The sequence below is a fragment of the Streptomyces collinus Tu 365 genome, assembly GCF_000444875.1.
Taxonomy (GTDB): domain Bacteria; phylum Actinomycetota; class Actinomycetes; order Streptomycetales; family Streptomycetaceae; genus Streptomyces; species Streptomyces collinus_A.
In genome coordinates, this window is record NC_021985.1 from 3,678,925 (window position 1) to 3,697,531 (window position 18,607).

The 18,607-nt window shown below is 73.5% G+C and carries 16 protein-coding genes; 4 read left to right on the forward strand and 12 right to left on the reverse strand.

The window, feature by feature from the left end:
• Positions 1–73 precede the first annotated feature (73 nt).
• Complete coding sequence (locus B446_RS15865; protein ID WP_043475680.1) at positions 74–577, forward strand: GtrA family protein; 504 nt, start codon at positions 74–76, stop codon at positions 575–577.
• 23 nt (positions 578–600) lie between these two features.
• Here B446_RS15865 and B446_RS15870 read toward each other — a convergent pair whose 3' ends face one another.
• Both B446_RS15870 and B446_RS15875 read right to left on the reverse strand, forming a co-directional pair.
• Positions 601–1,875 (reverse strand): ATP-binding protein, encoded by a 1,275-nt coding sequence (locus B446_RS15870; RefSeq protein WP_020940463.1) that lies wholly within the window; start codon positions 1,873–1,875, stop codon positions 601–603.
• A gap of 41 nt (positions 1,876–1,916) precedes the next feature.
• On the reverse strand, positions 1,917–2,594 hold the full coding sequence (locus B446_RS15875) for a response regulator transcription factor (protein ID WP_020940464.1): 678 nt from the start codon (positions 2,592–2,594) through the stop codon (positions 1,917–1,919).
• 491 nt (positions 2,595–3,085) lie between these two features.
• Between B446_RS15875 and B446_RS15880 the strand changes: the two genes are divergently transcribed.
• Positions 3,086–4,591, forward strand: a complete 1,506-nt coding sequence (locus B446_RS15880) for a peptide MFS transporter (protein WP_020940465.1) — start codon at positions 3,086–3,088, stop codon at positions 4,589–4,591.
• Between the two features lie 72 nt (positions 4,592–4,663).
• Here the strand turns inward: B446_RS15880 and B446_RS15885 are convergent, their stop codons facing one another.
• The 6 genes from B446_RS15885 to B446_RS15910 all read right to left on the reverse strand — a co-directional run bounded on the left by B446_RS15885 (position 4,664) and on the right by B446_RS15910 (position 10,127).
• Positions 4,664–5,977, reverse strand: coding sequence for a hypothetical protein (locus B446_RS15885; protein WP_052352158.1), 1,314 nt, complete (start codon positions 5,975–5,977; stop codon positions 4,664–4,666).
• A gap of 2 nt (positions 5,978–5,979) precedes the next feature.
• Positions 5,980–7,065 (reverse strand): hypothetical protein, encoded by a 1,086-nt coding sequence (locus B446_RS15890; protein ID WP_020940467.1) that lies wholly within the window; start codon positions 7,063–7,065, stop codon positions 5,980–5,982.
• Positions 7,062–7,928, reverse strand: coding sequence for a hypothetical protein (locus tag B446_RS15895; protein ID WP_020940468.1), 867 nt, complete (start codon positions 7,926–7,928; stop codon positions 7,062–7,064). The genes B446_RS15890 and B446_RS15895 overlap by 4 nt, the downstream gene beginning before the upstream one ends.
• Positions 7,929–7,956: 28 nt before the next feature.
• Positions 7,957–8,658, reverse strand: a complete 702-nt coding sequence (locus tag B446_RS15900) for an LPXTG cell wall anchor domain-containing protein (RefSeq protein ID WP_043475684.1) — start codon at positions 8,656–8,658, stop codon at positions 7,957–7,959.
• Positions 8,659–8,874: 216 nt separating this feature from the next.
• Positions 8,875–9,444: an ATP-binding protein gene (locus B446_RS15905; protein ID WP_020940470.1), complete on the reverse strand. Its 570-nt coding sequence runs from the start codon at positions 9,442–9,444 to the stop codon at positions 8,875–8,877.
• Between the two features lie 305 nt (positions 9,445–9,749).
• Positions 9,750–10,127: an STAS domain-containing protein gene (locus B446_RS15910; RefSeq protein WP_020940471.1), complete on the reverse strand. Its 378-nt coding sequence runs from the start codon at positions 10,125–10,127 to the stop codon at positions 9,750–9,752.
• A 246-nt stretch (positions 10,128–10,373) separates the two neighbouring features.
• On the opposite strand from B446_RS15910, the gene B446_RS15915 reads away from it, so the two are divergent.
• Together B446_RS15915 and B446_RS15920 are read left to right on the forward strand one after the other, a co-directional pair.
• Positions 10,374–11,276, forward strand: coding sequence for an RNA polymerase sigma factor SigF (locus B446_RS15915; RefSeq protein WP_020940472.1), 903 nt, complete (start codon positions 10,374–10,376; stop codon positions 11,274–11,276).
• A gap of 308 nt (positions 11,277–11,584) precedes the next feature.
• Positions 11,585–13,138 (forward strand): RICIN domain-containing protein, encoded by a 1,554-nt coding sequence (locus B446_RS15920; RefSeq protein WP_020940473.1) that lies wholly within the window; start codon positions 11,585–11,587, stop codon positions 13,136–13,138.
• 21 nt (positions 13,139–13,159) lie between these two features.
• Here B446_RS15920 and hutI read toward each other — a convergent pair whose 3' ends face one another.
• Genes hutI through hutU form a run of 4 tightly spaced genes read right to left on the reverse strand, consistent with a single transcriptional unit; the run spans position 13,160 to position 18,586 of the window.
• Positions 13,160–14,335, reverse strand: coding sequence for an imidazolonepropionase (hutI, locus tag B446_RS15925; protein ID WP_020940474.1), 1,176 nt, complete (start codon positions 14,333–14,335; stop codon positions 13,160–13,162).
• A 38-nt stretch (positions 14,336–14,373) separates the two neighbouring features.
• The gene (locus B446_RS15930) at positions 14,374–15,711 is read right to left on the reverse strand and encodes a formimidoylglutamate deiminase (protein WP_020940475.1); all 1,338 of its coding nucleotides are present in this window, start codon (positions 15,709–15,711) and stop codon (positions 14,374–14,376) included.
• A complete protein-coding gene (locus B446_RS15935) occupies positions 15,708–16,925 on the reverse strand; it encodes an allantoate amidohydrolase (RefSeq protein ID WP_020940476.1) in 1,218 nt (405 codons plus the stop codon). Before B446_RS15935 ends, B446_RS15930 begins: the two co-directional genes overlap by 4 nt.
• Positions 16,922–18,586 carry a urocanate hydratase gene (hutU, locus tag B446_RS15940; RefSeq protein ID WP_020940477.1) on the reverse strand — a complete coding sequence of 555 codons (1,665 nt, stop codon included), beginning with the start codon at positions 18,584–18,586 and terminating at the stop codon, positions 16,922–16,924. The genes B446_RS15935 and hutU overlap by 4 nt, the downstream gene beginning before the upstream one ends.
• Positions 18,587–18,607 lie beyond the last annotated feature (21 nt).

Genomic DNA, 18,607 nt, shown 5'->3' on the forward strand with positions numbered 1-18,607 from the left:
TCCACGGGCGCGGGCGGGACCGCCTGGCTAGCATGGCTGGGTGACGAAACCTACGGACGGGGGCTTTACAGCCATGGAACGCGGTTCCTCGAGGCTGCAACGACTCGTACGCGAGGTGGCCAAGTTCGGCGCGGTCGGCGGCGCCGGCGTCCTTGTCAATCTCGGCGTGTTCAACCTGGTCCGGCACGTCTCCGACCTGCCGGTGGTGCGCGCCAGCATCATCGCGACCGTCGTCGCGATCGTCTTCAACTACGTCGGTTTCCGCTACTGGACGTACCGGGACCGCGACAAGGGCGGGCGCACCAGGGAACTCACGCTGTTCCTGGTGTTCAGCGCGATCGGTCTGGTGATCGAGAACGGCGTGCTCTACCTGGCGACCTACGGCTTCGGCTGGGACTCCCCGCTGCAGAGCAACGTCTTCAAGTTCGTCGGCATCGGCGTCGCGACCCTGTTCCGGTTCTGGTCGTACCGCTCGTGGGTGTTCCGGGCGATGCCGGCCCAGGGGGCCGCGGCGGGCGCCGCGCCGGTGCTGCGGCACGAGCCGGGCGAGCCCACGCCGCGCCAGCGCGTGCCGTAGGGGCTCTCGGGGTCACAGCGGCCCTAGCGGACGGTCGGCCGGTCCTCGTCCTCCAGCTTGCGCGCCGGGGGGGTGCGGGACAGGAACAGGCCGAAGACCGGCGGCTGCGCCTGGAGCAGTTCGAGCCGGCCGCCGTCGGCCTCCGCGAGGTCCCGGGCGACGGCCAGGCCGATGCCCGTGGAGTTGCGCCCGCTGATCGTGCGCTCGAAGATCCGGGCGCCGAGGTCGGCCGGCACCCCGGGCCCCTCGTCGGTGACCTCGACCACGGACTGGTTGCCGGTGACGCGGGTGCGCAGGGCGACCGTGCCGCCGCCGTGCATCAGCGAGTTCTCGATCAGCGCGGCCAGCACCTGGGCGACCGCGCCGGGCGTGCCGACGGCCTGGAGGTGCCGTTTGCCGGAGCTGACGATGGCCCGGCCGACCCCGCGGTAGGCGGGCCGCCACTCGGCGAGCTGCTGCTGGATGACCTCGTCGAGGTCGAAGGTGACGGCGGAGCCGGTGCGCGGGTCCCGTGAGTTGGTCAGCAGCCGCTGCACCACGTCCGTCAGCCGCTCGACCTGGGTGAGGGCGACGTTGGCCTCCTCCTTCACCGTGTCCGGGTCGTCGGTGAGGGTGATCTCCTCCAGCCGCATGGACAGCGCGGTCAGGGGGGTGCGCAGCTGGTGGGAGGCGTCGGCGGCCAGTCGCCGTTCCGCGGTGAGCATCCGTCCGATGCGCTCGGCGGAGGAGTCCAGCACGTCGGCGACCCGGTCGAGCTCGGGGACGCCGTAGCGCTTGTGCCGGGGGCGCGGGTCGCCCGAGCCGAGGCGTTCGGCGGTCTCGGCGAGGTCGGTCAGCGGGGAGGCGAGCCGGTTGGCCTGGCGGACGGCGAGCAGCACGGCGGCGACCACGGCGAGCAGGGCCACCAGGCCGATGATGAGCAGGGTCCGGCCGACCTCGCGGGTGACCGCGGAGCGTGGCTCCTGGACGGTGACCGTCTCGCCCTCCTCGCCGCGCTGCGTGGAGTGGATGACGTCGCCCCGGGGCCGGGTGCCGATCCGGATCGGGTCCCGGCCGGGCATGCGGATCTCGGCGTACTGGTCCTTGCTGACCGGGTTGCGCAGCACGTCCGCGTTGACGTGTTCCGCCGCGAGGATGCGGCTGTCCACGATGCTGGCCAGCCGCAGCGCCTCGGACTCCACCCGCTCCTGGGCGCTGTTGCTGATGGTGCGCGTCTCGACGATCACCAGGGAGACCCCGAAGACCGCGATCACCACGAGGACGACGGCGAGGGTGGACTGGATGAGACGTCGGCGCATGTCCTGCTACCCGTAGTGACCGCTGGGCCCCGGGGCGGGGCTCAGCTCTTCTCGAAGCGGAAGCCGACGCCGCGGACCGTCGCGATGTAGCGGGGGTTCGCCGCGTCGTCGCCCAGCTTCTTGCGCAGCCAGGAGATGTGCATGTCGAGGGTCTTGGTCGACGACCACCAGGTCGTGTCCCAGACCTCGCGCATGAGCTGGTCCCGTGTGACGACCCGCCCGGCGTCCCGGACGAGGACCCGCAGCAGGTCGAACTCCTTCGCCGTGAGCTGGAGCTCCTCGTCGCCCATCCACGCCCGGTGGGACTCGACGTCGATCCGCACGCCGTGGGTGGCCGGCGGCTGCTGCGGTTCGGCGGCGCCGCGCCGGAGCAGGGCCCGGACCCGGGCGAGCAGTTCGGCGAGCCGGAAGGGCTTGGTGACGTAGTCGTCGGCGCCCGCGTCCAGGCCGACGACGGTGTCCACCTCGTCGGCGCGCGCGGTCAGGATCAGGATCGGCACGGTGTGGCCGTCGGCGCGCAGCCGGCGGGCGACCTCGAGGCCGTCCATGCCGGGCAGGCCGAGGTCCAGCACGACCAAGTCGACACCGCCCTGCATTCCGGCGTCGAGTGCGGTGGGGCCGTCCTCGCGCACCTCGACCTCGTACCCTTCCCGGCGCAGGGCGCGGGCCAGCGGCTCCGAGATGGACGCGTCGTCCTCGGCGAGCAGTACACGGGTCATGAGGTGATGGTAGACCGCCCGCGCGCAGTGCTGGGGTGTGATCGCTTCGAGGGATTCTTACCCGGCCGCGCTGGTGGTACGGACCATTGCCCCGGAGGTGGGATCGTAGGAGAGACCTTCGAAACAGGCGGCTCGGTTCCTCCGACACCTGTGATCCGCGTCTCAAGTCCTTCCATATCAGGCACTGTCCTGCCGTATGGTGATCTGAACGCCTGTAGCACACCGGGGACCTTTGGCGGGCAATGACGCTGAAGGTCTCTTTCGTGTGCGGGCCGACGAACGTCGGCCCTGAAAGGAATGACCTCTGGCCGGGCCCCGGACGCATCGCCGCGTCCCGGGGCGTGGATCCCGGTGGTCGCCGTCCGCCGCTCCGCGATCCGGGGCGGACTCCCCCTGGGCGTGGGGGTGGACGCGGGACCCTGCCGGTGCCGGCCGCACCCCCACCGGGCGCGCAGCGCTCCAACGCGCGTCTTGACCAGCAAGGAACGACCATGGCGTCCAGCCTGACGAAGGACTCGGTCCGCCCGGGCACCCCCGGGTCCGAGAAGACCTTCTTCGGCCACCCCCGCGGACTGGCCACTCTCTTCATGACCGAGATGTGGGAGCGTTTCTCCTACTACGGCATGAGGGCCCTGCTCCCGCTGTACCTGGTGGCCCCGGGTGGCCTGCACATGAACGCGGGCACGGCGACCGCGATCTACTCCGTGTACGTGTCGCTCGTGTACCTGCTCGCCCTGCCCGGCGGCTGGGTCGCCGACCGCTTCCTCGGTCCCCGCAAGACGGTGGCCGTCTCCGGTCTGATCATCATGCTGGGCCACCTGTGCCTGGCGCTGCCGGTCGCGGCCAGCTTCTTCGTCGGTCTCGGCCTCGTCGCGATCGGCTCCGGTCTGCTCAAGGCCAACATCTCCACGATGGTCGGCCACCTGTACAACGGGCCGGACGACGCGCGCCGTGACGGTGGCTTCACGCTCTTCTACATCGGCATCAACCTCGGTGCCTTCGTCGCCCCGCTGGTCATCGGCACCGTCGGCGAGAACGTCAACTGGCACTTCGGCTTCGCGCTGGCCGCGGTCGGCATGGCGCTGGGTCTGGCCCAGTACCTGCTCGGCAGCCGCCACCTGAGCGCGCAGAGCGACGTCGTCCCGACGCCGATGTCCCCCGCGGAGAAGTCCGCCACCCTGCGCAAGGGCCTGATCTGGCTCGCGATCGCCGCCGTCTTCTACGGTGTCGTCGGCTTCACCGGCCACTTCACCCTGAACTGGGCGCTGATCCCGCTCACGCTGATCGGCCTGATCGTCCCGATCCTCGTCATCGCCCGCATCCGCCGCGACAAGGACCTGGACGCGGCCGAGAAGTCGAAGGTGTCGGCGTACGTCTGGTTCTTCGTCGCCGCGGCCGTCTTCTGGATGATCTACGACCAGGGCGGCTCGACGCTGTCGCTCTTCGCCGACGGCAAGGCCGAGAACTCGGTCTTCGGCTGGGGCTTCCCGGTCTCCTGGTACCAGTCGGTCAACCCGGTCATGATCATGGCGCTCGCCCCGGTCTTCGCCTGGCTGTGGCTGTGGCTGAACCGGCGCGGCAAGGAGCCGAGCACGATCGTGAAGTTCTCCTCCGGCCTGGTGCTGGTGGGTGCGTCGTTCTTCCTCTTCCTCGCCCCGCTGTCGATCGCCGACGGCGGCCACAAGGCCGCGGCGATGTGGCTGGTCGCGATCTACTTCGTCCAGACCGTCGGTGAGCTGACGCTGTCCCCGGTGGGTCTGTCGGTGACGACGAAGATGGCGCCGAGGAAGTACGCCTCGCAGATGATGGGCGTCTGGTTCCTCGCGGTCACCGCGGGCGACTCGATCACCGCGCTGCTGTCCAACCCGGCCGTCGGCGGGGTGAACCTCGACCGGACGGGCTTCGTCGCCCTGGAGGCGGCGCTCGCCGTGGTCGCCGGTGTCGCGGTGTGGATGTACCGCAAGAAGGTCAACCGGCTGATGGGCGACGTGCGCTAGTCGTCAGGAACCGGCCGGGAGGGCCGCCGCACCCCAGGGGTGCGGCGGCCCTCCCGTCGTGTGCGGGGCCTGCTACCGCGTCCTGCGGCCGGGCAGGAACGTGAACACGGCCACGCCCAGCAGGATCGCGGTGCCCGCCACCAGGCCGAGCGCCTTCAGGGCGCCGTGGTCGCCCGCACCGGTCTCGGCGAGGCCGCCCGCGCCACTGCTGCCGCCGGTCGACGAGGACGTACCTCCGGACACGGAGGACCCGCCGGAGGTCGACGTGCCGCCCGAGGCGCCGCCCGGCTGCTGGGCGGTGTCCAGGGTGAGCGAGACCTCGGTCCTCGTCGGCGTGCACGTGGTGGTCGTGCCGAGCGCCTTGACCGTGAGGACGCCCGGGGACAGGGTCGACGTGCCGCTCGCGCCGGGCTTGTAGGTGCCGGTGAGGTCGGGGATCGCGATCGGGTCGCCGGACTTGATCGGGGCGGCGTTCGCCGGGCCCTCGACGTGCACGGTGCCCTTGTCGGCGCCGCCCAGCACCACCTCCATGGACGGCTTCACGGAGTCCTTGGGTATGTCGGCGGGGCTGTCCATCACCGACTTCCCGAACCGCACGGTGAGGCCGTAGCTCCCGCCGTCCTTCCTGGCGTCGATCCGCACCGGAGAGGTCGCGTTCTTGTCGCCGATGGGCGTCTTGCAGGCGTACGGGATCAGCACCTCCTTGCCGGTGAAGTCGGTCCGTCCGGTGCCGCCGGTGTCCGTCGGGGTGGCCGTGGGGGTCTTCGTCGGTGTCGCCGTCCCGGTGGGCGTCGTGGTGGGTGTGGTGGTGGGTGTGGTGGTGGGCGTGCCGCCGCCGCCCGCCGTCACCTGGATGGTCGCCGCCTTCTGCACGGTCTCCTTCGGCGCGCACCTGGTGTCCGTGGACATCGCGTTGACCGTGTACGCGTCGGGGGTCAGGGTCACCTCCCCGGCCGCGGTCAGCTTCAGGCTGCCCTTCATGTCGGACAGCACCATGGCGCCGCCCTTGGGGATCGCCGGGTTCTTCCGGGTCCCCCGCAGGGCGATGTCGGCGGTCTGCGCCCCGGCCGCCTTCAGGACGCCCGAGGGCTGCACCGAGTCGGCGGGCAGGTCGATGATGTCCGGGTTCCTGGACGCGGCCTGGACGAACTTCCACACGACGTCCACGGTGTCGCCCACCTTCGCGGTGGCGGGCGCGGTGATCTCGACCTTCGTGGTGCCGTCGACCGGGTCGATGCCCGCCGGCGGCACGCAGTGGGTGGCGAACGACACCTCGGCGGCCTGTGCGGGCGCGGCGGCCACGCCCAGCAGCACGCCTGCCGAGCAGAGCACCAGTGCGGCGCCCGCGGCGCCCGTCCGGCGGGCCGTGGTGCCTCTCCTTCGCATGCTCACGTGGGTCCCTTCGGGGTGGGAGTCGGAGGACTCGTCGGACTGTCGTGGTGCGGTGCGGAGAGCCGGCCGGCCGGGCCGCCCGGGACGGAGTCCGGGGTGAACCACGGCAGGGTCGGAGCGGGATCGGGCCCGGGGGCGCGGGAGCGGACGCGGGCCGGGCGCGGGACGGGCCGTGGCAGGCGCCGGTGCCGGACGCCGCCCGGGCGGCGCGGACGTACCCGGTCCACGACGGCCATCCCGGCGCGGGACAGGGCGGCCGGGACGACCAGGCAGAGCAGGAGCAGGAACAGCGTCACGCCCCAGGGACGGCCCACCCCCCAGGGCTGCTCGGCGATGACCTTGCCCTGGTAGCCGAGGGACACGGTGTAGTCGCCGTGCGCCCCCGCGGACAGCTCGACGGGCAGTCTGACCAGCGCCTTGCCGCCGGGGGCGAGGGTGCCGTGCCACTGCTGCTCGTCCCACTGGGGGGCGAAGACGCCGTGCGCGGTGCCGACCCGGAAGACGGGGTCCTTGACGGGGGTGGTGCCGACGTTGCCTGCGGTGAACTCCAAAGTGCGCGCGGGCGGGGCCCCGAACCAGGTCAGCACGCCGCCGGAGCCGGTCAGCCGGGTGTCGGAGAGGATCGACAGACGGCCGCCGGAGGTCTCGGCGGGCAGCGGGGCGACAGGGTGCCCGGCGACCTGGAGGACGGCGTCCGCCTCCGCCTTCGCGCCGGTCACGGTGGCGACGTGCACCACGCAGGGGCACGGCACGGGCGGCTCGGCGACCGGCAGCCTCCTGGTGAAGGAGCCGCGGGTGTCCGTGGTCACGGCCCGGCCGTCGCCGTTGGCGCAGGAGTTGGTGCCGCCGATCACCCCGCGGGACGGCGTGGCCCGCCCGCAGACCAGCAGCATCAGCAGGGTGCCGGGCCGCCAGCCGCCGCCCCGGACGGTCACCGAGCCGCCCGTGCCCGCCTGGGCGGCGGACAGCCTCACGACGGGGCCGTCCGCCGCCGCAGCGGGGCCGGTCAGTGGCAGCAGGAGCAGCGCGAGCACCGCCGCCAGGGCGGGGATCCGGGCCCTGCCGCGCAGGTCAGCGCTCATGTCCTCGCTCCCCCCACCGATCCCGCGGGCTCGGCCGGTGCGCCGGCCGAGGCGCGGACGGGCGTGCCGTCCCGGGCCGCGTCGCGGCGCCGCCGGTGCCGTCGCACGGCCGGCAGCGCGGCGGCCGCCGCGGCCGCGCCGAGGACGCCGGACACCGGGCCCCACGGCACGAACCGGGCGGAGGTGTGCGCGCTGTCGTGGGCGCCGCCCGCGGCGGTGACCGTCAGCCGCAGGTCGACGGCGTCGAGTGCGGGCCGGCCGGGCCAGGGTTCGCCGAGGGTCCGGCGGGTGCCCGGTGGCAGGCGCAGCGGCAGAGTGCGGGCGGGGCGGTCGAGGACCGGGCCGAGGACTCCGTCCGCGTGGACCGCGAGCCGTGGCACGAGGACGGTCGTGCCGCGGTTGACCAACTGGTAGGTGATGCGGCCGCCGCGCACCGCCACGTGTTCGACGGTCAGCGCGGCCAGGGCGGGGCCGCCCACGCGCAGCCGGACCGCGACGGTCGCCGTGCGGCCGGCCGTGTCCCGGGCGGTGATCGTGCCCGCGCGGTCGCCGGGGGCGGCGTCGGCGGGCACGGTCAGGGTGAAGGGCACCTCGGCGCGGGTGCGCGCGGGGACGCGGACGGTGGTCCGGGCGAAGGCGATGCGCACGCCGGTCGCGCGCAGCCGTACGGTGAGCGGCCCGCGGCCGGTGTCGGTCACGGACACCGTGTCGGTGAGGACGGTGCCCGGGGTTCCCTCGGCGTAGAAGGAGGGACGCCCGGCGCCGGCCGGCGCGACCGACCAGCCCGCGGCGGCACGGGCGGCCGGTGCGGACGCCAGCAGCAGGAGCAGGGTGAGGCCGAGGACACGGGCGGCGGGCGGCATGAGCGGCTCCACGGTCGTGGACTGCGGTTCAGCGGCGTACGGCCGGGTTCCGCCGGGTCAGCCACAGCGCGCCGGCGGCGCCCGCGAGCAGGACCGTGCCGCCGAGGGTGCCGAGGGCGACGGCGGAGTCCGCGGGGCCGGTCTGCGGGAGCCGGCCGGCGGAGCCGCCCGACGAGGAGGACGAGGAGGACGACGAGGACGACGACGAGCCGGATCCGCCCGCCGCCGTCACGCTCAGGGTCAGGGACGGCCCCGGGTTGTTGCTGGGGTCGCAGGTGGTCGTCGTGCCCAGCGCCTTGATGGTGAGCGTGGCCGCCGTGAAGGTGACTTTGCCGGTCTTCCTCGGTGTGTAGGTGCCGCTCAGGTCGCTGATCTTGATGGGGGTGTCGGCGGGGATCGCGGCCGCGTTGGCGGGCCCGGTGACCGCGAGGGTGCCGCTGTCGGCGCCGCCGAGCCTGATGGTGGCGCTCGGGTTCATGGCGCCCTTGCCCAGCTCGACCGGGCTGGAGGAGACGCCCTTCTGCCAGGACATGGTGATCCGGTAGCCGCTGCCGCTGCGGACGGCCCTGATGTCGATGGGCGAGACGGCGCTCTTGGCGCCGATCGGCGTCTTGCACCGGTAGTCGACGTTCACGACGTCGGCACGGGCCGCCGGTGCGCTGAGCAGCAGCACCGGGCCGGCCAGGGCCGCCGCGGACACGAGCGCGGCGGTTCGTTTCGGGTACGACACGGTCGGTCCACCCCATTCATCCACGGCGAGGCACCTGACGGCACATCAGATTCGGCCGTCAAGGTACGCCGGGGGTCGTGAGGAAGGAAGACGCGTCACACGCCGGAGTTGTGTCGATCCGGCGCGCGTGAAGGGTGGTTCGGGTGGAGGCGGGGGCCCGGGAGGGGGCTCATGCGGCGCGGCCGCCGGTCCAGGGCCGGACCGGCGGCGTCCCGGTCAGGCCGGGGCGCCCAGCTCCGCCCACACGGTCTTGCCCGTGCGGCCCGTCGTGCGGACGACGCCCCAGTCGAGGCACAGCCGCTGCACGATGAACATGCCGTGACCGCCGGGGCGGCCGGCACGGTGCGGGGTGCGGGGTGCCGGCTGGCCGCTGCCGCGGTCGGACACCTCCACCCGGATCACCTTGTTGTCACGGGCGAGGAACAGCTCGTCCGGGCCCTCGGCATGCAGGCAGGCGTTGGTGACCAGCTCGGACACGACGAGCAGCACGTCCTCGGCGGCGGCCCGCAGGTCCGCGGAGGCGGCGGGCAGCCATCCCCAGGCGTACAGCGCCTGGCGGGTGAAGTCGCGGGCGAGCGGGACGACCCCGCTCTCGCCGTCCAGCCGCAGTCTGCGGGTCTGCCGCCCGGGGGGACCCTGCGCACCCTCGGACGCCACGGACGGCTCGGACGGCACGGCCGTCCCCGCGGACGCGCCTGCCACCGGCGCACCCCCCTCGGACGTCCCGGAAGCGCCGCTCGGCTCCGGGCCGCGGTCGCCCGGCGAGTAAGGCCGGGTGGTGCTCATCAGCGCTTCACCTCACCGATTCACCAGTTCACAATTGAAAGTTCCGGCGCCTTCCGGCACCGTACGGTCCATTCGCCGTCCACCCGTGGTCCGCACGCGGTTCCTCCGTCGTCCCTCCGTGGTCGACCCTTCGGCACTTACGTCGCATCCGGGCCGTCCTCCGGTTCCCGGTGCGGCCGGCCGCGCCGCGGAGCGCCGGGGCTCAGGATGTCTCCTGCCCGACGGATCCGGCGAAACACCCCCGCATGGGACGTGACTCGTGCGACGCGCGGGATTCACCCCGCGGGGACGGCCGGGAGGCGAGGTCAGTCGGCCTCGGCGGCCAGGGCCGCCTCCACGGAGTCGTGGACGGTGAAGACCGCCTCCGCTCCGGTGATCTCGAAGACGCGGGCGACCACGGGGAGCATTCCCGCCAGGTGGACTCCCCCGCCGGCGGCCTCCGCCTTGAGGCGCGCCCCGAGGAGGACGTTCAGCCCCGTGGAGTCGCAGAACTCCAGCCGTGAGCAGTCCACCACGAGCCGTGCGAAACCCTTGTCGAGGAGGTCGTCGAGTGGCTCGCGCAGAAGATCGGCGGTGTGGTGATCGAGTTCACCCGCCGGTGTCACTACGGCGCTGGAGCCCTCTTCCCGCACCTCCACCAGAAGCCGGCCCGACTGTGCGCTGCCGACCGTCCCGTGGTCCATGCCGTCTCTCTCCCGAGTCGTGGCTGCTGATGCCCTCGAACATTACGCCTTCCTTCCGCACTCCGACACCCGAACAACCTCACACAATCGGACATACCGTTACAGAACGTACTTGCGATCGGCTCGGAGAAGCAGGTAGGGCTAGTAGGGACACCTGCCCCTACACGCCGGCTTCGGAGGCGCCGCACACCGCAGTGCACCTTTCTGGCTTCGGCAGCCATAAGCCGAGAACGATGGAGGACACCCATGTCACCCCGGCTCGACGAATCGCATACCCCGGTCGCGACGTCGACACCCCCACCGGACCAACTGGATCCCATCGATCCGTTCGACGCCCTCGACCCGCTCGAGGGCCTCCCGGAGATCCCCCCCTTCCACGAGGTCGGCCCGGTCGACGCGCGGGCCCTGTCCAAGACCCTGTTCGAGCGACTGGAGTCGCTGGAGGAAGGGACGTACGAGTACTCGTACGTCCGCAACACGCTCGTCGAGCTGAACCTCGCGCTCGTCAAGTTCGCCGCCTCACGCTTCCGCTCCCGCAGCGAGCCGATGGAGGACATCGTCCAGGTCGGCACCATCGGCCTGATCAAGGCGATCGACCGCTTCGAGCTCGCGCGCGGTGTGGAGTTCCCCACGTTCGCCATGCCGACCATCATCGGCGAGATCAAGCGCTTCTTCCGTGACACCTCGTGGTCCGTGCGCGTACCGCGCCGGCTGCAGGAGCTGCGGCTCGACCTGGCCAAGGCCGGGGACGAGCTGGCCCAGCAGCTGGACCGCGCCCCCACCGTCGCGGAACTCGCCGCACGGCTCGGCATCTCCAACGAGCAGGTCGTCGAGGGCATGGCCGCCTCGAACGCCTACACCGCCTCCTCGCTGGACGCCCAGCCCGAGGAGGACGACTCCGAGGGCGCGCTGGCGGACCGCATCGGCTACGAGGACCACGGGCTCGAGGGCATCGAGTACGTCGAGTCCCTGAAGCCCCTGATCGCCGAGCTCCCGACCCGCGACCGCACGATCCTGTCGCTGCGCTTCGTGGCGGGCATGACCCAGTCCGAGATCGGCGAGGAACTCGGCATCTCGCAGATGCACGTGTCCCGGCTGCTGTCGCGGACGCTGGTGCGGCTGCGCAAGGGACTGACCCTGGAGGAGTGAGGGGCGGCCCTCCTCCGCACGCGGGCGTGGGGCGGCTCGGCGAAGGCGCCGGGCCGCTTCGGCGTGCACGGGCGGGACTCCCTCGGGTGGCCGGTACCCGGGCACCCGGACCTCATGCCGCGGTCCCCGTGCGGGGGGCTCGGTGGCCTGAAACCGCTGTCCCCGGCAGGAAAGCGCTCTCAAGGGCCGGTGAGCGGCTCCGTCATGCGGTTACCGCGGGAAACGTCTTTCCCGAACCGGCCCCCTGCATCACGATGGGCCCCCGAACCGGCTGGTACGGCAGTGGTTCCGGTGACGGAGGGGGCGGCATGGACCAGGGCGGCGACGGGGCCGACGCGGGAGACGGACTCGCACAGGCCCCGGACACGCGGCTGACGGAACTGCTGCGCGCCCCGACCCCGGTGGCGTACCCGGCACTCCAGGAACTGCGCCGCAGGCACCACCCGGCGGTCCTCGCCCACGCCCGGCTGCTGACCGCGAGCGAGTCCGCCGCGCGCCGGCTGACGGCCGAGACCTTCACCACGGCGGCCCGTGAGACGGCCCGCGGCACCGAACCGACCGTCCCGCTGCGCCACCACCTGCTGCTCCTGGCGGCCCGGCTCGCGGCCGGCTGGGCCCGCGACGAGCGCGCCGCAGGCGTGCGGCCCGGGCTGCTGCTGGTGATCGACTCCACCGGCCTGCCCGACGGACCCGCCCCCGCGCTGCTCCCGGCGTTCCAGACGCTGCCCTCCCGCGCCCAGGGCCTGCTCTGGTACGGCGTCCTCGAACAGGAGCCGGTGGAGCGCACCGCCGCGTACCTGGGGCTGGGTCCGGCTGACGTCGCGCACGGTGCCCCGCAGGCGCTCAAAGCCCTGGCCCAGGCGTGCGTGCGGCTGCGCCTGGCCGCCTCCGACGACCCGCGCTGCGCCGACTTCCGCCGTCTGATCGAGGAGGCGGTACGGCAGGACGGCGCCCGCCCCAGCCCCGACCTGGACGCCCACAGGGCCCGCTGTCCGCACTGCACTGCCGCGTACGAGGACCTGACGGCGCTGCGGGACAGCCCGCGGCAGACGCTGGCGGAGGGTCTGCTGCCCTGGGACGGGGTGTCGTACCTGCACCGGTCCGAGCCGGTCCCGGCGCCGCAGCCGCCCCCGCCGGCCCCGTACTGGCCGGCGAGCCGCCGCTATCTGCTGGCCTCGGCGGCCCTGGGCGTGGCCCTGGTGCCGCTGCTGGTGTTCCTGCTGTCCGCGCCGGACGGGTCCGACCGGCAGCCGGTGGCGGCCACGCCGGCGCCCCCGCCGGTCACGGTGACGGCCACGGTGTCCGTCCCGCCGTCCTCCTCCGCGCCGCCGTCCCCGACTCCGTCCCGCACTCCGTCCCGCAGCAGCGCCTCGCCCGCGCCGAGCAGGACCACGCACCGGCCGGCCACGTCCGCGCCGCCCCGGCCGGCCCCGAGCCCCTCCCCGACGTTCGCCGCCCCGGGCAGCCGCTACGCGGAGGTGGTGAACCTCGCCACGGGCCTGTGCCTGGACATCCGGGACGGCGACCTCTACGAGGGCAACGACGTCGTCCCGGCACCCTGCGACTCCACCCCCAGCCAGCGCTGGCGCGTCGACGCGGGCCTGGGAGTGCTGCGCTCGGCCGCCGACTCCGGCTTCTGCCTGGACAGCCGCGGCTCGACCGACCGGGGCGTGGGCATCTGGGGCTGCGACTCGGTCTACGGCCGCAACGGGCGGAGCCTCCGCTTCACCGTCGACCCCGACGGCACGATCCGCCCGGCGATCGCGATCGAGACGGCGCTCACCCCGGACGGCGGTGACGGCCTGGAACTCGACCCGCTGGACGGGAGCGCGGCACAGCGCTGGCGGGCCGGGGCGGCCTGACCGGCTGCCCGGCCCGGCCGGTCACACGACCCGCTCGCCGCCGCGCCAGACGCCCGCGACCAGCGGTACGCCCGGCCGGTACGCCAGGTGGACGTGGCTCGGGGCGTCGAGCAGGGTCAGGTCGGCGCGGGCACCCGGGGTGAGGCGGCCGACGTCGGTGCGGCGCAGGGCCGCGGCGCCGCCCGCCGTGGCGGACCAGACCGCCTCGTCGGGGGTCATGCCCATGTCCCGGACGGCCAGGGCGACGCAGAAGGGCACCGACGAGGTGAAGGACGAGCCCGGGTTGCAGTCGGTGGAGAGGGCGACCGTCACGCCCGCGTCCAGCAGACGGCGGGCGTCCGGCCACTCGGCGCGGGTGGAGAACTCGGCGCCGGGCAGCAGGGTGGCCACCGTGTCGCCCTGCGCGAGCGCGTCGACGTCCGCGTCCGTGAGGTGGGTGCAGTGGTCGGCGCTCGCGGCGTCCAGTTCGACGGCCAGCTGCACGCCGGGGCCGTAGGAGAGCTGGTTGGCGTGGATGCGGGGGTGCAGGCCCTTCGCCTTGCCGGCGGTGAGGATCGCGCGGGCCTGGTCGCCGTCGAAGGCGCCCTTCTCGCAGAAGACGTCGATCCAGCGGGCGTGCGGCGCGCAGGCGTCCAGCATCTCGCCGGTGACCAGGGCGACGTAGGCGGCCGGGTCGTCGGCGTGGTCGGGGGAGACGATGTGGGCGCCGAGGTAGGTCACCTCGTCGGTGTGGCGGGCCGCGATGCGCAGGGCGCGTGACTCGTCCTCGACGGTGAGCCCGTAGCCCGACTTGGTCTCGAAGGTCGTGGTGCCCTGGCGGAGCGCCTCCGCCAGGTACCGGGTGAGGTTCGCCTCCAGTTCCGCGTCGGTGGCGGCGCGGGTGGCCGCCACCGTGGTGCGGATGCCGCCGGCGCTGTAGGAGCGGCCGGACATGCGGGCGTTGAACTCCTGTGTGCGGTCGCCCGCGAAGACCAGGTGGGAGTGGGAGTCCACGAAGCCGGGCAGCACCGCCCGGCCGGCCGCGTCGACCCGGTGGTCGGCGGCGGGTGCTCGGCCGGCCTCACCGGTCCAGACGACCCGGTCGCCGTCGACGACGACGGCCGCGTCCTGGATCAGTCCGAGGGGCGATCCGTCACCGAGGGAGGGGTCGTTGGTGACCAGCGTGGCGATGTTGGTGACGACGGTGCTGCTGCTCATGGTGTCCTCAAGGGTGGCCGGATGGGGGTCGGCGGGGGTCAGCCCCGCAGGGCCTCGATGGCGTCCGCGAGGGCCGACGGCACGTCCGGTACGAGCGTGTGGGCCCCGTCCCGTACGACGTGGCGGCCGCCCACGACGGTGTGCCGGACGTCCGCCGCGGTCGCCGCGAACACGGCTGTCTCCGCGCCCAGCCGGGGCAGCGGGCCCGCTGTCCTGACGGAGTCCAGGGCGATCGTCGTGAAGTCGGCGAGTGCCCCCGCCGTCAGCTCGCCCGCGTCCTGCCAGCCGAGCGCGGCGTGTCCGTCGGCGGAGGCCGCGCGCAGCAGGGCGGCGGCGGTCCAGTGGCCGCGGGTGCGGGTGCGCAGCCGCTCGTTCAGCTCCATGGCGCGCGCCTCTTCGAGCAGGTCGACGACGGCATGGCTGTCGGAGCCGAGGGAGAGCGGCGAGCCCGCCCGCTGGAGGGCGACGGCCGGGCCGATGCCGTCCGCCAGGTCGCGTTCGGTGGTCGGGCACATGCAGGTGCCGGTGCGCGAGCCGCCGAGCAGTGCGATGTCCTCGTCGGTGAGGTGGGTGTTGTGCACGCCGGTGGTGCGCGGGCCGAGGACGCCGTGGTCGGCGAGCAGCCGAGTGGGCGTGCGGCCGTGCGCGGCCTGGCAGGCGTCGTTCTCGGCGGTCTGCTCCGACAGGTGGACGTGCAGCGGGGCGTCGCGCTGTGCGGCCCACTCGGCGACGGTGGCGAGCTGCCCCGCGGGCACGGCCCGTACGGAGTGGATCGCCGCCCCGATCCGCGCGTGGTCGCCTTCCTTGAGGAGGGCGGCGCGTTCGGCCCAGGCGTCCGCGGTGCCGTCGGAGAAGCGCCGCTGGTGGGTGTTGGGCGGCTCGCCGAAGCCGGCGGACAGGTAGGCGGTGTCCAGCAGGGTGATGCGGATGCCGGCCTCGGCGGCGGCCGCGAGCAGGGCCTCGCCCATCGCGTTGGGGTCGGCGTACGGGGTGCCCCCGGGCGCGTGGTGCACGTAGTGGAACTCGCCGACGCAGGTGATGCCGGCCAGGGCCATCTCGGCGTACACCGCGCGGGCGAGCGCGTGGTAGGTCTCCGGGGTCAGGTGGTCGGCGACGGAGTACATCACCTCGCGCCAGGTCCAGAAGGTGCCGCTGCCCACCTGGACCGTGCCGCGCAGGGCCCGGTGGAAGGCGTGGGAGTGGGCGTTGGCCAGCCCGGGCAGGGTCAGGCCGCGCAGGATCTCGGCGCCGGGTGGCGGGGTGGGCACGCCAGCGCGGACGGCGGCGAGGCGGCCGTCCGCGACCTCCAGCACGACCCCCGGCTCGACGTTCGTGCCGAGCCAGGCGTGCTCCGACCAGTAGGTCCGTGTCGTCACCGGCAGGCCAGTCCTTCCAGTACGTCGGCGAGCGCGTCCACCCCGGCCAGGCAGTCGTCCTCGGCCGCGGACTCGGCCGGGGAGTGCGAGACGCCGGTGGGGTTGCGCACGAACAGCATGGCGGTCGGGACGCGTCCCGAGAGGATTCCGGCGTCGTGTCCGGCGCCGGTGCCGAGGACGGGCACCTTCAGACCGGTGTCCTTGCCGAGGATCCGGCCGAGTTCGTCGCGCAGCGCGTGGTCGAACTCCACCACCGGGGTGAAGGACTCCCGGACGACGTCCAGGTCGGCGCCCTGTGCGGCGGCGTACTCGCGGGCGGCCTTCTCCACGGCGGTGACGACCGTGTCCAGGGTCTCCTGGTCGGCTGCGCGGGAGTCGAGCCAGCCGCGCACCAGGGACGGGATGGCGTTGACGCCGTTCGGCTCGACGGAGATCTTGCCGAAGGTGGCGACGGCACCGGCGAGTTCGGCCTCCCGGCGGGCGGCGAGCACGGTCTCGGCGTACGACAGCATGGGGTCGCGCCGGTCGGCGAGCCGGGTGGTGCCCGCGTGGTTGGCCTCGCCCCGGAAGTCGAACCGCCAGCGGCCGTGCGGCCAGATGGCGCTGGCGACGCCGACCGGGTCGCCGGACAGGTCCAGCGCGCGGCCCTGTTCGACGTGGAGTTCGACGAAGGCGCCGATGCGGGCCAGCCGCTCGGGGTCGGCCCCGATGGCGTCGGGGTCGTGGCCGGCGGCCTCCATGGCGCGCGGCAGGGTGACGCCCTCGCCGTCGGTGAGCCGGTGGGCCTGTTCGACGGTCAGCTCACCGGCGGTCAGCCGGGAGCCGACGCAGGCGAGGCCGAACCGGGCGCCCTCCTCGTCACCGAAGTTGACGATGGCCAGGGGCTTGGTGAAGCCCACTCCCCTGGAGCGCAGTTCGTCCAGGGCGGCGAAGGAGGAGACGACGCCGAGGGGCCCGTCGAAGGCGCCGCCGTCGGGCACCGAGTCCAGGTGCGAGCCGGTGACGACGGCGTCCCCGGCGGCCGGGTCGCCCAGCCAGGCCCACTGGTTGCCGTTGCGGTCGACCTCGTAGGCCAGCCCGCGCGTCTCGGCCTGCTCACGGAACCAGGCCCGGCAGTCGGCGTCGGCACCGGTCCAGGCGAAGCGGCGGTAGCCGCCGGAGGCGGAGCTGCGGCCGACCGGCAGCAGCTCCGCCCACATGCTGTGGAAGCTCACGCCTCGTCACCCTCGCGCATCGGCACCCGCACCCCGCGCTCCTGCGCGACCGAGTCGGCGATGTCGTAGCCGGCGTCCACGTGCCGGATGACGCCCATGCCGGGGTCGTTGGTGAGCACCCGGCGGATCTTCTCGCCGCCGAGCCTGGTGCCGTCGGCCACCGTGACCTGGCCGGCGTGGATGGAGCGGCCCATGCCGACGCCGCCGCCGTGGTGGAGGGAGACCCAGGAGGCGCCGGAGGCCACGTTGACCATGGCGTTGAGCAGCGGCCAGTCGGCGATCGCGTCGGAGCCGTCGAGCATGGCCTCGGTCTCGCGGTACGGGGAGGCGACGGAGCCGCAGTCGAGGTGGTCGCGGCCGATGGCCAGCGGGGCCGCCAGCTCGCCCGAGGCCACCATGTCGTTGAAGCGCTCGCCGGCCTTGTCGCGCTCGCCGTAGCCGAGCCAGCAGATGCGGGCGGGCAGGCCCTGGAAGTGGACGCGCTCGCCGGCCATCTTGATCCAGCGGGCCAGGGACTCGTTCTCCGGGAACAGCTCCAGGAGCGCCTTGTCGGTCTTGGCGATGTCGGCCGCCTCGCCGGACAGGGCGGCCCAGCGGAAGGGGCCCTTGCCCTCGCAGAACAGGGGCCGGATGTACGCCGGGACGAAGCCGGGGAAGGCGAAGGCGCGGTCGTAGCCGGCCAGCTGGGCCTCGCCGCGGATGGAGTTGCCGTAGTCGAAGACCTCGGCGCCGGCGTCCATGAAGCCGACCATGGCCTCGACGTGCTTCGCCATCGACTCGCGGGCGCGGGTGGTGAAGCCGGCCGGGTCCTTGGCGGCCGCGTCGGCCATGTCCTCGAAGGCGACGCCGACCGGCAGGTAGGCCAGCGGGTCGTGGGCGGAGGTCTGGTCGGTGACGATGTCGATCGGCGCGTTCATCGCGAGCAGCTGCGGGACCAGCTCGGCGGCGTTGCCGAGGACGCCGATGGACAGCGGCCTGCGCTGGTCGCGGGCCTCGGTGGCGAGCTGGAGCGCGTGGTCGAGCGAGTCGGCCTTGACGTCCAGGTAGCGGTGCTCGATGCGGCGCTCGATGGCGCGCGGGTCGCAGTCGATGCAGAGGGCGACGCCGTCGTTCATGGTGACGGCGAGCGGCTGGGCGCCGCCCATGCCGCCGAGGCCGGCGGTGAGGGTGATGGTCCCGGCGAGGGTGCCGCCGAACTTCTTCGCGGCGACGGCGGCGAAGGTCTCGTAGGTGCCCTGGAGGATGCCCTGGGTGCCGATGTAGATCCAGGAGCCGGCGGTCATCTGGCCGTACATGGTCAGCCCGAGGGCCTCCAGGCGGCGGAACTCCTCCCAGTTGGCCCAGTCGCCGACGAGGTTGGAGTTGGCGATGAGGACGCGCGGGGCCCACTCGTGGGTCTGCATCACGCCGACCGGGCGGCCGGACTGGACCAGCATGGTCTCGTCCTGCTTGAGGGTCCGCAGCGTGCGCACCATCGCGTCGAAGGAGCGCCAGTCACGGGCGGCCTTGCCGGTGCCGCCGTAGACGACGAGCTTGTCGGGGTGCTCGGCGACCTCGGGGTCGAGGTTGTTCTGGAGCATCCGCAGGGCGGCTTCCTGCTGCCATCCCAGGGTGCTCAGTTCCGTGCCGCGCGGTGCTCGTACGGGGCGGGGTCCCGACATCGTCTGCCTCCTGATGTTGCT